Origin of the sequence: Curtobacterium sp. AB7 (assembly GCF_044909335.1) — a bacterium.
Classification (GTDB): Bacteria; Actinomycetota; Actinomycetes; order Actinomycetales; family Microbacteriaceae; genus Curtobacterium.
Genome location: NZ_JBIYED010000003.1, coordinates 195,351 through 210,242 on the forward strand (window position 1 = coordinate 195,351; position 14,892 = coordinate 210,242).

Genomic DNA, 14,892 nt, shown 5'->3' on the forward strand with positions numbered 1-14,892 from the left:
CCGACGCACGGCCGACGGGTCCGACGAGCGCCGTGTCGACGATGCCCGCGACCTCGTCGACCGCCCCCACGTGGTCGCGGTCGAAGTGCGTGAGGACGAGCAGGTCGATCCGCCGGACCCGCAGCAGGTCGAGGCAGACCCGGAGACGGTCCGGGTCGTCCCCGGTGTCGATCAGCGCCGTGCTGTCGCCGCCACGGACCAGCACGGCGTCACCCTGTCCGACGTCGCACGCCGCGACCGCCCAGTCAGGCGGGACGGTACCGCGGACGACCAGCACGGGAACCGCGACGGCCGCGACACCGACCACGACCACGACTCCCGCGGCGAGCAGCAGGCGGCTCCGCACCGTCGGAGTGCTCAGCACGGCGACCGCGAGGCACGCGCTGACGACCACGGCGCCGACCACCCCGGCGGTCCCACCCGGCCACGGCGCCGACGCGTACGGCAGCAGCGCTGCGCCGTGGGCGATGCCGCCGACCGCCGACGCGGGGGCCCAGGCGACGGCTGCGAGCACCGACCCGCCCCACGGCCAGACCGGCGCGAGCAGACACGCACCGAGGCCGACGACGGTGACGATCGGTGCCAGGGGCTCGGCCAGCAGGTTCGCCGGCACCGCGTAGGTCGGCAGCGCCGCGGACAGCGGGATCGTCACGGGCCAGCAGGCGACCTGCGCCGCCACCGGCACCGCGAGGGCAGCGGCGACCGGGGTCCACAGCCGTCGGGCGAACAGCGCTGTGAGCGGTGGCCCGAGCACCACGATGCCGGTCGTGGCGAGCACCGACAGCGCGAACCCGAACGACCGCGCGAACCAGGGGTCGACCACCAGCATGCCGATCGTGGCCACGGCGATGAGCGGCACACCGCGCACCGGGCGGCCGGACAGGTGCACGACCAACACGACGACCGCCATCACCGTGGCCCGGACGATCGACGGGTCGGGGCGCACGAGCACCACGAACGCGAGCAGCACGGCGACGGCCGACGCCGCCCGGAGCCCCCGAGGCATCCCGCAGAGTCGCCCGATCACCACGACGAGGCCGACGAGCACCGCGCAGTTCGCCCCGGACACCGCGGTCAGGTGGGTCAGCGCCGAGGTCTCCATCGCCGCCTCGGTCGCTGCGTCGAGACCGGACCGGTCGCCGATCGCCAGTCCGCGCAGGAGTGCAGCTCCGGGCTCGGGCAGGTCGGCCGTCGCACGGACGAAGGCCCGGCGGGCGGTGTCGGTGGCCCCGAGCAGCCCTCCGGGTGGCTCGGTGGCGGGCACACCCCGGAGGAACAGCACGAACGCGGTCGCGGAACCCGGCACGTCGGCCTCGATCGTCCCGGTGCCGGTCACCCGCGTGCCCGCGGCGAGCACCCGGTCGGGATCGTCGCCCGGCGGCACGAGCGCACGGTCGCCCGGCGGCACGAGCCGGACCGGTACGCGCAGCGCACGTACCGCGTCGGCACGTTCGAGCGTCGCGAGCACGGAGCGGTCACCCGGGCCCAGGTCGCGCGACAGGGCCGCCTCGAAGGAGACGGCGCCCGACCCGGAGGCGAGGGGCCGGAGCACCTCCGGCGCTCGTCGGGTCTCCCCGACGGTGACCGACACCGCGAGCAACGCGGTCAGCGCCGCCGCGACGAGCACCGGGCCGGCGCAGGCCGTCGCGATCCGGCGATGACGGCCCGGTCGACGACGACTTGTGACGATCGCACTCCCGCCGGCGAGCACGGCCCCCACGGTCCCGACGACGGGCGCTGCCGCCGGCCCCCCGACGAGCACGGCCGTCACGATCCAGGCGATCGCCACCGGCACCGCCACCCGCAGGTCCGTCGCGCTGGGCCGCAGCTGCACGGGCACGGCTCAGACCCGCACGCGGTCGCGGAGCTCCGCGAACCGGACGTCGCCGATGCCGCTGACGTCGAGCAGGTCCTCGACCGCGGTGAAACGGCCGTGCTCGTCACGCCAGGCGAGGATCCGGCCGGCCAGCCCTGGACCGACGCCGGGCAGGGTCTCGAGCGCAGTCTGGTCGGCGTTGTTCAGGTCGACGACGGAGTCAGCGCCGGTCCCCGCGGCAGCCGTGGCACCCGTGGCGCCCGTGGCGCCCGCCCCGTCGCCGCCGCCCGCCGCCGCACCGCCGTCGCCCGGATCCAGCGCCGCCGGCACCTCGTCCTCGCCCACGCGCGGCACGTACAGCCGTTCCCCGTCGGTCAGGACCCGAGCCAGGTTCAGTCGGTCCAGGTCCGCGTCCGCCGTCGCGCCGCCGGCCCGCTCGATCGCGTCGGTCACCCGGCTCGACGGCGGCAGGCGGACCACGCCGTGGCGCTCGACCGCCCCGAGCACGTGCACCACCACGAACGCCGCACCAGGTGCAGGACCAGCGGTCGACGAACCAGCGGTCGGCACCGCGGCGGTGGACGAGCCGGCAGTCGGCGCGGCGGCAGTCGGCGCTCCACTGACGACGACCCCACCCGCCCCTGCACCACCACGCCCCGTCAGCGACCCGACCATGACCACCACGAGCGCGACCACCACGACGACCCCGGCCAGCACCACCGCAGCCCTCGGCGAGAGCACCAGGCGCGACCAGAGCACGCGTCCCGATGCGGCCGTGCCGTCCACCGACCGAGGGTCCGGAGACGAGGGCGACGACATGCCCCGAACGCTACGGAGCCCGGCCGATCGGCCGGGCTCCGGAGTCCAGGGCTGTGGAGAGGCACGCCGACCGCCCACCCTGTGGACGGCAGAACGCCCATCCCGTGGTCGGCCCGCGCCGTCCCCTGATCACCCCTTGATGGCGATGTTGACGAGCTTCGGTGCCCGCACGATGACCTTCACGATCTCGCGGTCACCGATGTACCGCTGCACGTTCGCCGAGTCCCGCGCGAGTGCCTCGAGCTCGGACGGCTCGATCGACTTCGACACCTCGAACGAGTCACGCACCTTGCCGTTCACCTGCACGACGGCGGTGAGGGTCTCCTGCACCAGCAGCGTCGGGTCGGCCTTCCGCCAACCCTGCAGCGCGACGGTGGCCTCGTACCCGAGCTGCTCCCACATCTCCTCGCCGGTGTACGGCGCGAACACGGCGAGGCCGAGCGTGACGGTCTCGACGGCTTCGCGCACGGCGGGGTCGGCGGCACCGGGTCCGCTGTCGATCGCCTTGCGGGTCACGTTGACCAGGTCCATGAGCCGCGCGATCACGACGTTGAACTTGAACGACTCCATCAGGCCCGGTGCATCGGCCAGGAACCGGTGCGTCACCTGGCGCAGGGCACGGTCGCCCTCGGCCCAGACCACGTCGGGGGTCGACGTGACGTCGGCCGCCAGGCGGTAGGCGCGGGCCAGGAAGCGTGCCGAGGCGGACGGCGAGACGTCCTCCCAGTTGATGTCGTCCTCGGGCGGGCCGGCGAAACCCATCACCAGGCGGATCGCGTCGACGCCGTTCGCGTCGAGCTCGTCGCCGAGCGAGACACCGCCCTTCGACTTCGACATCTTCGAGCCACCGGACAGCACCATGCCCTGGTTGAGCAGTGCCGAGAACGGCTCGGTGAAGTCGAGGTAGCCGAGGTCGAAGAGCACCTTGGTGACGAACCGCGCGTACAGCAGGTGCAGGATCGCGTGCTCGATCCCGCCGATGTACTGGTCGACCGGGGCCCACTTGCGGGCGATGGCGGGGTCGAACGCCTGCGTGTCGTCGTTGGCGGCCAGGAAGCGCAGGAAGTACCACGACGAGTCGACGAAGGTGTCCATCGTGTCGGTGTCACGGAGCGCCGGGGTGCCGTCGACGGGGTTCGTGACGTTGACCCAGTCCGTCGCACCGCCGAGGGGCGAGGTGCCCTTGGGCTTGAGGTCGAGGCCCTCGGTGTCGGGCAGCCGCACCGGCAGCTGATCGAGCGGCACGGGGTGCTCGCTGCCGTCGGCGCCGTGGATGATCGGGATCGGGGTGCCCCAGAAACGCTGGCGCGAGATGAGCCAGTCGCGCAGGCGGTAGGTCTTGGCGGCACGACCGGTCCCGCGCTCCTCGAGCAGGGAGATCGCGGCGGTGATGGCGTGCTGCTTCGACATGCCGTCGAGCGAGCCGGAGTTGATCATCCGGCCCTGCCCCGTCAGCGCCTCACCCGTGGCGACGGGATCGAGCGACGGCAGGTCCACCGGCGGAGCCGAAGGGTCGATGACCGGGATCGCCCCGGTCACGGCGGCCATCGTGTCCACGACGACCTTCACCGGCAGGTCGAACGCCCGGGCGAAGTCGAGGTCGCGCTGGTCGTGCGCCGGCACGGCCATGACCGCGCCGTGGCCGTAGTCGGCCAGCACGTAGTCGGCGGCCCAGATCGGCAGGCGCTCCCCCGTGAGCGGGTGGATCGCGAAGCGGCCGAGCGGCACGCCGGTCTTCGGGCGGTCCGCGTTCTGCCGGTCGATCTCCGACGTCTTCTGGGTGGCGACCAGGTACGAGTCGAACGCGGCACGGATGTCGTCCGGAGCGGACGAGACGAGCGACGCTGCCAGGTCCGAGTCCGGTGCGACGACCAGGAACGTCACGCCGTGGATCGTGTCGGGACGCGTCGTGAACACCGTGACGGGCTCGTCACGGCCCTCGATGACGAAGTCGACGTCGGCGCCGACCGACCGGCCGATCCAGTTGCGCTGCTGCGCGATGACCTTGGCGGGCCACCGTCCCTCGAGCTGGTTGAGGTCGTCGAGCAGGCGGTCGGCGTACTCCGTGATCTTGAAGTACCACTGCGTGAGCTTCTTCTTGACGACGACGGCGCCGGAGCGGTCCGAGGTGCCGTCGGGCAGGACCTGCTCGTTCGCGAGCACGGTCTGGTCCACCGGGTCCCAGTTGACCCAGCTGTCCTTGCGGTACGCCAGGCCCTTCTCGTACATCTTCAGGAACAGCCACTGGTTCCACTTGTAGTACTCGGGGTCCGAGGTGTGGATCTCGGTGCTCCAGTCGAAGGACGGCGCGTAGCGCTTGAAGGACGCCTTCTGCTGCGCGATGTTCGCGTAGGTCCAGTCCTTCGGGTCCACCCCGCGCTTGATCGCGGCGTTCTCGGCGGGCAGGCCGAAGGAGTCCCAGCCGATGGGGTGCAGGACGTTGAAGCCCTGCTGGCGCCAGTAGCGCGCCACGAAGTCGCCGAGGGCCCAGTTCTCGGCGTGCCCCATGTGGAGGTCGCCGGACGGGTACGGGAACATCTCGAGGATGTACTTGCGCGGACGCGTGTCGTCCAGGTCGGTGGTGAAGAGCCCGAGCTCTTCCCAGCGGGGCTGCCACTTCTCCTGGATACGACGGAAATCGTAGGCGTTCGGGTCCTCGGCGTGCTGCTCGGTGGTCACGGACGTCAACGATACAAGCCGGGAGGCCCGTCCAGCGTCCGCCCGTCGGGTCACCCGACGAGCAGGCGGCCGGCGGCCATCCGCAGGGTGCGGTCGACCAGGTCGGCCCGGACCGGCACGTGCGACACGATCACGACCGTCCGGCCCGCTGCGCGGGCCGTCGTGACGAGGTCGTGCAGGACGGCGTCGCCGAGGTCCGGGTCGATGTCGGCCGTGGGTTCGTCGAGCACGAGCACGGGGAACGCGTGCAGGAGCGCGCGTGCCAGGGCGAGCCGGTGCGCCTGCCCGCCGGAGACGAGGCCCCCGCGCTCCCCCACCGACGCATCGAGCCCGCCACGACGCCCGACCCACTCCCCGAGGCCGACCCGGTCGAGCACGGCGAGCAGCTCGTCGTCGGTGGCGGTCTCGCGGGCGAACAGCAGGTTCTGTCGGACGGACTGGTCGAACACGAACGGGTCCTGCTCGATGAGCCCGATGCGGGCACGGACGACGTCGGGGTGCATGTCCTTCGCCGAGACCCCGTCGATCGTGTACGAGCCCTGGTGGTCGACGAACCGGACGAGCGCATCGACGAGGGTGGACTTCCCCGCGCCGCTCGGCCCTTCGAGCACGACGACCTCGCCGGGGTGCAGGTCGAGCGAGACCCCGTCGACCGCCGGCGTCGTGGCTCCGGGCCACTGCACGGTCAGGTCCCGCACCGCCACGGTGACCGGCCCGGACACCGTCAGTTCGGCCGGGTCGGCGTCCTGCTCGGGTTCGGGCACGATGCCCGCGGGCACCCGTGCCGGCACGACCTGCTCGACCCGCTCGGCGGCGGCGCGCACCCGGCGCAGCGTGAGGACGGCGAGCGGGACCCCGCCGACGACCTCGAACAGCGCGAGCGGCACGAACACGGTCAGCGCCCAGAGCGGACCGTCGAGCGCCCCGGACACCACGGCGGGTGCACCGACGGCCAGGATCCCGACGACCGCGCCGCCGCCGACCAGCCCGACCAGGGCTCCGACGAGCGCCTCGACCGTGCCACGGCGGCGGACCGCACGGGTGACACCGGCGTCCAGACGGGCGATGTGGGCCAGGCGCTCGTCGAGGGTGCCGTAGGCCGCGAACACGTCGAGCGTCCGCACGGTGTCGAGCACGAGGTCGGCCACCCGACCACGGTCCGCCGCGGTCACACGGTCGGAGCGCTCGGCGATCGCGCGCGTCACGACCGACCCGAGCAGTGCCGCGACCGCCAGTCCGAGCAGGAGCACGAGGGCGGCCGGCACCGACACGATCGCCACGGCGACGACGGACGACACGGCGACGACGCCGGCGGACACCAGCGGCCCGACGACGCGGATGGGCAGGTCCTGCAGCCGGTCGGTGTCGGTGACCAGGCGGGTCATCAGGTCGCCACGGCCGGTGCTGCCGAGTCCAGCCGGTGCGACCGAGGCGAGCCGCCGGTACATCTCCGTGCGCACCACCGCGAGCTGCCGGAAGGACGCGTCGTGCCCGGCGAGCCGGTCGACGTAGCGCAGCGCCGCACGCCCGAGTGCGAACGCCCGCACGCCGACCATCACGAGGGTCAGGTAGAGGATCGGCGGGTGCTCCGCGGCACGGGTGATCAGGTAGCCGCTCGCGGCGAGGAGCGCCACGGCGCAGACCGCGCTGAGCGCACCGGCGGCGACCGCCTTCGCCCAGCCCGACCCGCGCGGCATCGCGAGGCGCAGGACGGACGCTCCACGGGCCTCCTGGCTCATGCGCGCACCCCCGTCCGGACGGTGACCGATCCACCGGTGCCGATGTCGACGCGGACGTCGGCCGCGGCCACGACCGCCGGTCGGTGGCTGGCCACCACGACGACCGCGCCGTCGGCTGCCAGGCCGCGGATCGCGGCGACGACGTGGGCCTCGGCCTCGGCGTCGAGCGCCGACGTCGGTTCGTCGAGCAGGACCAACGGTGTGCCGACACGGCGCGCGCGGTACAGCGCCCGCGCGACGGCGACGCGCTGCGCCTGGCCGCCGGACAGTCCGCTGCCGCCGGCGCCGACCGGGAGGCCCGGGTCGACTCCCAGCCCCGCGTCGCGCAACGCGGTCTGCACGTCCACGGCGTCGGGTGTCGCGCTGAGCGCGACGTTCTCGGCGACGGTCCCGCGCACGAGGCGGGGGCGCTGGTCGGCCCAGGTGGTGCGGCCGACGGTGGTCGTGCCCGCGGCGCCCGGGACGACGACGGTGCCGTCGTGCGGCAGGACGCCGCGGAGCGCGGCGATCACGCTCGACTTGCCCGAGCCGCTCGGACCGGCGAGCACGACGACGGTGCCGGGGTCGGCGTGCAGGTCGAGCGGGCCGATCACCACGTCGGGCCGGCGGACGGTCAGACCGTGCACGGCCAACGCCGTGGCAGCCGGAGCGGTCGCCGCAGGGTCCGTGTCGTGGTGCGGCGCGGGCTCCGTGCCGTCGTCGAGGACGTCGAGGACCGCTGCCGATGCCTCGACGCCGTCCTGGGCGGCGTGGAAGTCCGCGCCGACCTGGCGGATGGGGGCGAACGCCTCGGGGGCGAGGACCAGGACGAACATCGCGGCGCCGAGCCCGAGCGAGCCGTCCACCAGCCGGATGCCGATCGACACCGCGACCAGGGCGACGGACAGGCTCGCGGCGAGCTCGAGCGCGAACCCGCTGACGAACGACAGCCGGAGCACCCCGAGCGTGCCGCGACGGTACTCGTCCGTGACGGCGCCGATGCGGCCGACCTGGCGCCGGGCCCGACCGAACACCTTGAGGGTGGCAAGGCCTTCGACGGCCTCGAGGAAGGCGCCGCCGAGCTTGGCGAGGGCGTCGGACTGCTTCCGCTGCAACGACTGGGTCGCGAGTCCGATCAGGATCATGAACACCGGGATGACCGGCAGGGCGAACAGGATGATCAACCCGCTCGTCAGGTCGCCGAGGCCGATCGCGACCAGCAGCAGCGGTGTGGCGATCGCGGTGAGCGCGAGCTGCGGCAGGTAGCGACCGAAGTAGGCGTCGAGCGCGTCGAGGCCGGGCCCGAGGGTGGTGGCGAACCCCGCACTCGATCGGCCCGCCAGCCAGGACGGACCCCGCTCGGCGGCGCGGGCGAGCACCGTGGTGCGCATCTCGCTCTTCACCTTCGCGGCGGCGCGGGCCGCAAGGTCGTCGGTCGCCCAGGCCGCCACGGCACGGAGCACGAACGCGCCGCCCAGCACCGCGAGCGCTTGCCCGAAGGTGCCCGGGACACGGCCGTCCTGGACCGCGTCGATGCCGAGGGTCACGGCGGCGGCGATCCCCCACGCGATCGCGATGGTCGCGACCGTGCGGAGGACGCCGGTGCCGGCGGCCGCGACGATGAAGCCGCGCGCCGTCCGCGACAGGCGCAGGAGTCGCGGGTCGAGCGGCTTCACCGTCGCCTGCCTAGTGCGCGGCCTGGGTGACCTGGGCCCGCGAGACACGCTTGCGGAACACCCAGTACGTCCAGGCCTGGTACGCGAACACGAGGGGGACGAAGATCAGCGCCACCCAGCTCATCACCGTCAGCGTGTACGAACCGCTCGAGGCGTTGTACACGTTCAGGCTGTTCGCCGGGTCGTTCGTGGCGGGCATGACGTCCGGGAAGATCGCCGTGAACATGGCGAGCACGATCGCGGCGATGGTGACGGCCATGAGCGTGAACGCCCGGCCCTCCTTGCCCCAGGCGTTGCAGAGCACGGCCAGGACGAGTGCGAGTGCCGCGACCACCGAGAGCACGAGCGAGGCCGGGGTCGCCCGGACGAACGCCATCCAGACCAGGAACGCGGCGCCGACGACGATCGTCAGGATGCCGGCCCGGGTCGCCAGGCGCTTCGCGCGCTCGCGGATCTCGCCCTCGGTCTTCAGCGCGACGAACACGACGCCGTGCGTGAAGAACACCAGCAGCGTCGCCACGCCGGTCAGGAGTGCGAACGGGTTGAGCAGGTCGAAGAGCGTCCCCGTGTAGTTGTGCCCGGAGTCCATCGGGATCCCGCGGACGACGTTGCCGAACGCGACGCCCCAGAGGAAGGACGGCAGGGCGGACCCGACGATGATCATCAGGTCGAAGCGACGCTTCCACTCGAGGTGCTTGTTCTGGTGGCGGTACTCGAACGAGACACCGCGCAGGATCAGCGCCGCGAGGATGAGCAGCAGCGCCAGGTAGAACCCGGAGAACATGGTGGCGTACCACTCGGGGAACGCCGCGAACAGGCAGGCGCCGGCGACGATGACCCACGTCTCGTTGAGGTCCCAGACCGGGCCGATCGTGTTGATGAGCACCCGACGATCGGTGTCGTCCTTGCCCAGGAAGGGCAGGGACATGCCGACACCGAAGTCGAAGCCGTCGAGGACGAAGTAGCCGACGAAGAACACGCCGACGATCGCGAACCAGAGGACAGGCAGATCCATCTCAGTACACCGTCACTTCGTGCTTGACCTCGCCGGTCTCCTCGTCGACCGCTGCCGGTGCGGCAGGGCCCTCTTGCGCGACCTTCTTGATGAGCTTGAACTCGACCACCGCCAGTGAGCCGTAGATCACGGTGAACACGACGAGCGAGATGAGGACCTCGAGCCCGGTCACGTTCGGCGAGACGCCGTCGCTGGTCTTGAGCAACCCGAACACGAGCCACGGCTGGCGACCCATCTCGGTGAAGATCCAGCCGACGATCATCGCGGCCATCGGGAGCGGGACGGTCCAGGTAGCGACGCGCCAGATCCAGCGCTTCGTCGGGAAGCGGCCCTTGCGGGTCAGCCAGAGGCCGGCGAGCGACACCATGACGGCACCGACGCCGAGCGCGATCATCCAGCGGAACGACCAGTAGGTCACCCAGATGATCGGCTTGTAGTCGCCGGGCCCGTACACCTGGGTGTACTGCGCCTGCAGGTCGTTGATGCCCTCGACCGTGCCGTTGAAGGTGTGCGTGGACAGGAACGACAGCAGGTAGGGCACCCGGATCGAGAACAGTTCGTGCACGCCGTCGGGGGTGCCGAGCGTGAAGACCGAGAACGAGGCGTCCTTGCCGGTCGCCGTGTTGTACAGCGCTTCGGCTGCGGCCATCTTCATCGGCTGGGTGTCGACCATGGTCAGGCCGAGCTGGTCGCCGGTGAGCACCGTCAGGGCGCCCGCCGCCACCATGGTCCACATGCCGAACTTGAGCGCCGGCATCATCGTCTCGAGGTTCTGGTTCCGCGCCAGGTGGTAGGCCGCGACCGAGATGATCACTGCCGCGGCGACCATGAAGCAGGCGAACAACGTGTGCGGGAAGGCTGCCAGGGCGACCTTGTTGCCGAGGACCGCCCAGATGTCGGTGAGCTCCGCGCGCCCCTTGGCCTCGTTCATCGAGAAGCCGACCGGGTGCTGCATGAACGCATTCGCGGCGATGATGAAGTACGCCGACATGATCGTGCCGGCGCTGACGCACCAGATGCTCGCCAGGTGCAGCCCCTTCGGCAAGCGGTCCCAGCCGAAGATCCAGACGCCGATGAACGCCGCTTCGAAGAAGAAGGCCAGGATCCCCTCGAGCGCGAGGGGTGCACCGAAGACGTCACCGACGAAGCGCGAGTAGTTCGACCAGTTCATGCCGAACTGGAACTCCTGCACGATGCCCGTCACGACGCCCATCGCGAAGTTGATCAGGAAGATGCGTCCGAAGAACCGGGTCAACTGCAGGTAGTGCGCGCGACCGGTCCGGTACCACGCGGTCTGGAACACGGCCACCACGGCGGCCATGCCGATCGTCAGCGGGACGAAGAGGAAGTGGTAGATGGTCGTCAGACCGAACTGCCATCGCGACAGGATGAGCGGGTCGAGGAGGTCGGTCATGCGGCACTTCCCAGTCGGGTCGCCGCGCGCAGTCGGTGCACGTCAGTGTCTTCCTGTGGAACGGATACATCAGATGTCACAGCCGTTGGGACTCTTCAACGGTACCGCGTCACCGCCGAGTTCGACAACTTGTAGAAATGTTCCGTGCACGAACGTGCAGGCGCATTGCACGGCACAACCGTGCGGCACGGATGTGCCGATCGCCGCTCCTGGGAACGACGACAGGCGCCGGGCAGTTACCCGACGCCTGTCGTCTAACGCACGAGGACTGCTGTTACAGCAGGCCCTCTTCCGTCAGGAACTCCTTGGCGATGGTGGAAGCCTTCTCCTTGTCCGCCGTGCTCTTGGTGTTGAGCTCGATCAGGGCCTCGGGGGTCAGCTTCTCGTTGACCGAGTCGATCGCGTCAGCGGCCTTGTCGTTCACCTTGTCGGAGACGACGGGGATGACGTTCTGCGGCAGGATCAGGTTCTCCGGGTCCTCGAGCGTGACGAAGTCGTTCGCCTTGATGCTCGGGTCGGCGCTGTAGATGTCGGCGAGCTGGACGGTGCCGTCCTTCAGCGCCTTGACCGTCAGGGCTCCGCCGGAGTCCTCGACCGCCTTGAAGTCGACGTCGACGCCGTAGACCGACTTCAGGCCCTTCGGACCGTACGGACGGGTCTGGAACTCGGAGTTCGCACCGACGGTGAGCTTCGACGTGACGTTCTTCAGGTCGGCCAGGCTGGTCACGTCGTTGTCCTCGGAGAACTTCTTCGTGACGGTGTAGCTGTCCTGGTCGGTCGCCTCGGCCTCGTCGAGGACGCGGAGGCCCTTCGGCAGGGCCGTCTCGAGGCCGTCGTCGATCTGGTCGGCGGTCTTCGCCTTCGAGTCCTTGTCGAAGTACTGCAGCAGGTTGCCGCTGTACTCGGGCATGACGTCGATCGCGCCCTTCTCGAGCTGCGGGATGTAGACCTCGCGCTGCCCGATGTTGAAGTTGCGCTTGACCTCGAAGCCGTTCTTCTCGAGGACCTGGGCGTACAGCTCGGCGATGATCTCGTTCGAGTAGTACTGCTGGGAGCCGACGACGATCGTCTTGGAGTCGGACGACGCGCTGGAGCCGCTGTCGAGCGGGTCGCTCGACGCGCAGCCGGTCAGGGCGGCGGCGACGCCCAGTGCGAGCGCTGCTGCGACGCCCGCACGGATCTTTGCTGTGATCACGATGGATTTCCTTCCGGGATGGGATTGCGGGCTCGCTCGCGCGATCCCTGGCGCTGCCGGGCAGACGGGTCGGCGGTGCCCTTCGGCACCGACGCACGCTGGAGCACGGCGAACACGATCTCGAACGCGATCGCGAGCGCGATCACGAGGATTGAAGCGCCGAGCATCTCGGCGTAGTCCTGGGTCTTCAGACCGAGGAAGAAGTAGCCGCCGAGGCCACCGGCACCGACGTAGGCGGCGAGCGTCGCTGTGGCGACGACCTGCAGCACGGCTGCGCGGAACCCGCCGATCAGCAGGGGCAGGCCGAGCGGCACCTCGACCTTCCACAGGATCTGCCACCCCGTCATGCCCTGCGCCTTGGCGGCGTCGACGGTCACGGGTTCGACCGACTCGATGCCCGAGTACGCACCGGCCAGCACCGAGGGGATGGCGAGCACGACGAGCGCGAGGAGCGGAGCCTGCAGACCGATGCCGAGCAGGAGACCGAACAGGGACAGCACGCCGAGCGTCGGCAGCGCGCGGATCCCCCCGGACACCGCGATCGAGAAGCCCCGTGCGCGACGCGTGTGGCCGATGGCGTACCCGATCGGCACGGCGATCACCGAGGCGATCACCACGGCGAGCAGGGTGATCCAGACGTGCTCCCAGAGGCGCCCGGGGATCGCGTTGTAGCCGGAGTAGTTGGTGGGGTCGAAGACCCAGGCGAAGGCCTGTCCGATGATCACGAGGAGACCTCCGCTGCCTGCAGGACACGGCGGGTCCGTCGGCGCGACACCGAGGTCGTCCGGGTCCATGGCATGACGATCCGGCCGAGCAGCACCAGGAGTCCGTCGAGCACGAACGCCAGCACGAGGACCATGACGATGCCGGAGATGATCTCCTCGTAGATCCCACGGCCGAGGCCGTCCGTGAACAGCGACCCGAGGCTCTGGATGCCGAGGACCGCACCCACGGTGGTCAGCGAGATGGTGGACACCGAGACCACCCGCAGTCCGGCGAGCAACACGGGCCCTGCGAGCGGCAGCTCGACGCGGAAGAACCGCTGCGCCGACGAGTACCCCATCGCGGTCGAGGCCGACTTCGTCCCCGAGTCCACCGAGGTGAGGCCGTCGACGGTCGACCGCACCATGAGCGCGAGCCCGTAGAGGGTCAGACCGATCACGACGTTGACCGGGCTCTGCAGGCCGGTGCCGATGATGCTCGGCAGCGCGACGAAGAGCGCCAGGGACGGGATCGCGTAGAGCAGCCCCGCGAACGTCACGATGCCGCTGCCGACGCCCGAGGCGAATCGCGATCCCCCGGGGCGCTGGAGTCGGACGACGAGCCAGCCGACGGGGATGGAGAGCAGGAACGCGATGACGATCGGCGGGATGGCGATGGCCAGGTGCGCGACCGTGGCGTCACGGATCGTGTCGAGGTTCGCCAGCACCCACTTCACCGGGTGCCCCCACCCTGCGCCGGAGCACCCGGAGCGTGCTGCGACGCTCCGGCCTGGTTCGCTGCGGTGTCGGCGGGCACCGCGGCGGCGGCGTCGACGACGTTGACCGGTCCGGTGAGGACCCCGGCGGCGCGGCCGTCACCGTCCACGACGATGGGGCCCGTGGGGGTGTGCTCGACGCGCAGCGACCGACGGCCGCGGCCCACGCCGATGAAGTTCGCGACGAAGTCGTCCGCCGGCTCGGCCAGGATCTCGGACGGCGTGCCCTGCTGGGCGATCTCGCCGCCCTTCTTCAGGATGACGACCTGGTCGCCGAGCTTGAACGCCTCGTCGATGTCGTGCGTGACGAACACGACGGTCTTGCCGAGTTCGCGCTGCAGGCGGATGAGCTCGTCCTGCAGGTCGTTTCGGACCAGCGGGTCGACGGCACCGAAGGGCTCGTCCATGAGCAGGATGTTCGGGTCGACGGCCAGGCCGCGGGCCACACCGACGCGCTGCTGCTGCCCACCGGACAGCTGGGACGGGTACCGGTCGGCGAACGCCCGGTCGAGTCCCACGGTGTCCATGAGCTCGAGCGCACGCGTACGGGCGTCGGCCTTCGACACCCCGGTGAGCAGGGGCACGGTCGCGATGTTGTCGACGACCTTGCGGTGCGGCAGCAGACCGGAGTTCTGCATGACGTACCCGATGCTCCGCCGGAGCTTCACGGGGTCGACGCCGGAGACGTCGGATCCGTCGATCTGCACGGAACCCGAGGTGGGGTCGACCATGCGGTTGATCATCCGGAGCAGCGTCGTCTTGCCGCAGCCGCTGGAACCGACGAAGACGGTGGTGGTCCGGGACGGGATCACGAGGTCGAAGTCGTCGACCGCGGTGGTGCCGTCCGGGTAGGTCTTTCGTACCGAGCGGAACTCGATCATGGGTGCCCTTCTGTTCGGAGGTAGCCCGACTCCGGATGAGAGTACCCGTCGGGTCCGACAGCGGTTCACCCGTTCCGGCACGCGGCGCGTCCCGGACAGGTGCGCACCGCCGTGGACCGGGCCGAGCGCACGACGGAACCCGCGCGGACGACGACGCCCGCGCCTCCTGTTCGGAGGGCGCGGGCGTCGTCGGGTGGGTGCG

The 14,892-nt window shown here is 71.0% G+C and carries 10 protein-coding genes and 1 pseudogene; all 11 read right to left on the reverse strand.

The genetic code is table 11. The features are described from left to right. Positions 1-25: 25 nt before the first annotated feature. Positions 26-1,102 (reverse strand): annotated as a pseudogene (locus ABH929_RS09455) (ComEC/Rec2 family competence protein); the annotation flags it as partial. A gap of 741 nt (positions 1,103-1,843) precedes the next feature. Further along, entirely contained in the window at positions 1,844-2,602 is a 759-nt protein-coding gene (locus tag ABH929_RS09460; RefSeq protein ID WP_404560989.1) for a helix-hairpin-helix domain-containing protein, read from the reverse strand. A 162-nt stretch (positions 2,603-2,764) separates the two neighbouring features. Beyond that, positions 2,765-5,314, reverse strand: coding sequence for a leucine--tRNA ligase (gene leuS / locus ABH929_RS09465; RefSeq protein ID WP_404560990.1), 2,550 nt, complete (start codon positions 5,312-5,314; stop codon positions 2,765-2,767). Between the two features lie 50 nt (positions 5,315-5,364). Next, positions 5,365-7,053 (reverse strand): thiol reductant ABC exporter subunit CydC, encoded by a 1,689-nt coding sequence (gene cydC / locus ABH929_RS09470; protein ID WP_404560991.1) that lies wholly within the window; start codon positions 7,051-7,053, stop codon positions 5,365-5,367. Continuing rightward, complete coding sequence (cydD, locus tag ABH929_RS09475) at positions 7,050-8,708, reverse strand: thiol reductant ABC exporter subunit CydD (RefSeq protein WP_404560992.1); 1,659 nt, start codon at positions 8,706-8,708, stop codon at positions 7,050-7,052. Before cydD ends, cydC begins: the two co-directional genes overlap by 4 nt. Positions 8,709-8,718: 10 nt before the next feature. Beyond that, a complete protein-coding gene (gene cydB / locus ABH929_RS09480; RefSeq protein ID WP_123340389.1) occupies positions 8,719-9,723 on the reverse strand; it encodes a cytochrome d ubiquinol oxidase subunit II in 1,005 nt (334 codons plus the stop codon). Between the two features lies 1 nt (position 9,724). Beyond that, positions 9,725-11,137, reverse strand: coding sequence for a cytochrome ubiquinol oxidase subunit I (locus ABH929_RS09485; protein WP_404560993.1), 1,413 nt, complete (start codon positions 11,135-11,137; stop codon positions 9,725-9,727). A gap of 274 nt (positions 11,138-11,411) precedes the next feature. Beyond that, positions 11,412-12,332: an ABC transporter substrate-binding protein gene (locus tag ABH929_RS09490; protein WP_404560994.1), complete on the reverse strand. Its 921-nt coding sequence runs from the start codon at positions 12,330-12,332 to the stop codon at positions 11,412-11,414. Further along, positions 12,329-13,057, reverse strand: coding sequence for an ABC transporter permease (locus ABH929_RS09495; protein ID WP_123313146.1), 729 nt, complete (start codon positions 13,055-13,057; stop codon positions 12,329-12,331). Before ABH929_RS09495 ends, ABH929_RS09490 begins: the two co-directional genes overlap by 4 nt. After that, positions 13,054-13,770 carry an ABC transporter permease gene (locus ABH929_RS09500; RefSeq protein WP_404560995.1) on the reverse strand — a complete coding sequence of 239 codons (717 nt, stop codon included), beginning with the start codon at positions 13,768-13,770 and terminating at the stop codon, positions 13,054-13,056. Before ABH929_RS09500 ends, ABH929_RS09495 begins: the two co-directional genes overlap by 4 nt. Beyond that, entirely contained in the window at positions 13,767-14,690 is a 924-nt protein-coding gene (locus tag ABH929_RS09505; protein WP_404560996.1) for an ABC transporter ATP-binding protein, read from the reverse strand. Before ABH929_RS09505 ends, ABH929_RS09500 begins: the two co-directional genes overlap by 4 nt. Between the last annotated feature and the right edge of the window lie 202 nt (positions 14,691-14,892).

Coding starts and splice junctions, on each gene's coding strand:
- cydB (WP_123340389.1), bottom strand. CDS start 9,723: ATGGATCTGCCTGTCCTCTGGTTCGCGATCGTCGGCGTGTTCTTCGTC.
- cydC (WP_404560991.1), bottom strand. CDS start 7,053: ATGAGCCAGGAGGCCCGTGGAGCGTCCGTCCTGCGCCTCGCGATGCCG.
- ABH929_RS09485 (WP_404560993.1), bottom strand. CDS start 11,137: ATGACCGACCTCCTCGACCCGCTCATCCTGTCGCGATGGCAGTTCGGT.
- ABH929_RS09505 (WP_404560996.1), bottom strand. CDS start 14,690: ATGATCGAGTTCCGCTCGGTACGAAAGACCTACCCGGACGGCACCACC.